Here is a 495-nt window from a genome sequence, read left to right on the forward strand (position 1 = left end):
CGTTCTTCTCCTTCGGGGCCGGCAGGCTTTTACGCCATTCTTCGATCAACGCGCTGTTGTCGTCATCCCATGGATGGAAGCCGGGTTTCAGGTAGCTGAACCAGGCAGGGATGATGCTGCTGATCACGCCTCTGTAGCCAAACCCTTTCCACAGCCCTTTGGCCAGGGTGAGGGGTTTACGGTGCATATTGTCGCGCTTGAGCATCTGCCAGGTGAAGTAGCTGGAGAAGCCGATCAGGTAGGCGGTGCTGGAAAGGAACAGGCGCTGGCGCTCCAGGTAGTTGCCGTTCACGTCCTTGTACAGGTCGTAGGCTACGGCCTTGTGCTCGGTTTCCTCAATGGCGTGCCAGACCCACAGATCGCGCACCGCCGGGTCCATCTTTTTCATCAGGTCCGGGCGACGCAGAATGGCGTCGGCCAGAATGGCAGTGAAGTGCTCCAGGCCGGCAGTCGCCGCCAGCTGCTGGCGTTTGCTCATGTACTTGCGGGCACCGG

The 495-nt window shown here is 60.0% G+C and carries 1 protein-coding gene; it reads right to left on the bottom strand.

Annotation, left to right across the window (positions count from 1 at the left end; all coding sequences use genetic code 11):
- A partial coding sequence (locus A3754_RS25720) for a metal-dependent hydrolase (protein ID WP_231880802.1) occupies positions 1–478 on the bottom strand: 478 nt, incomplete at its 3' end.
- Positions 479–495: the final 17 nt, after the last annotated feature.

Source organism: Alcanivorax sp. HI0083 (assembly GCF_001635175.1).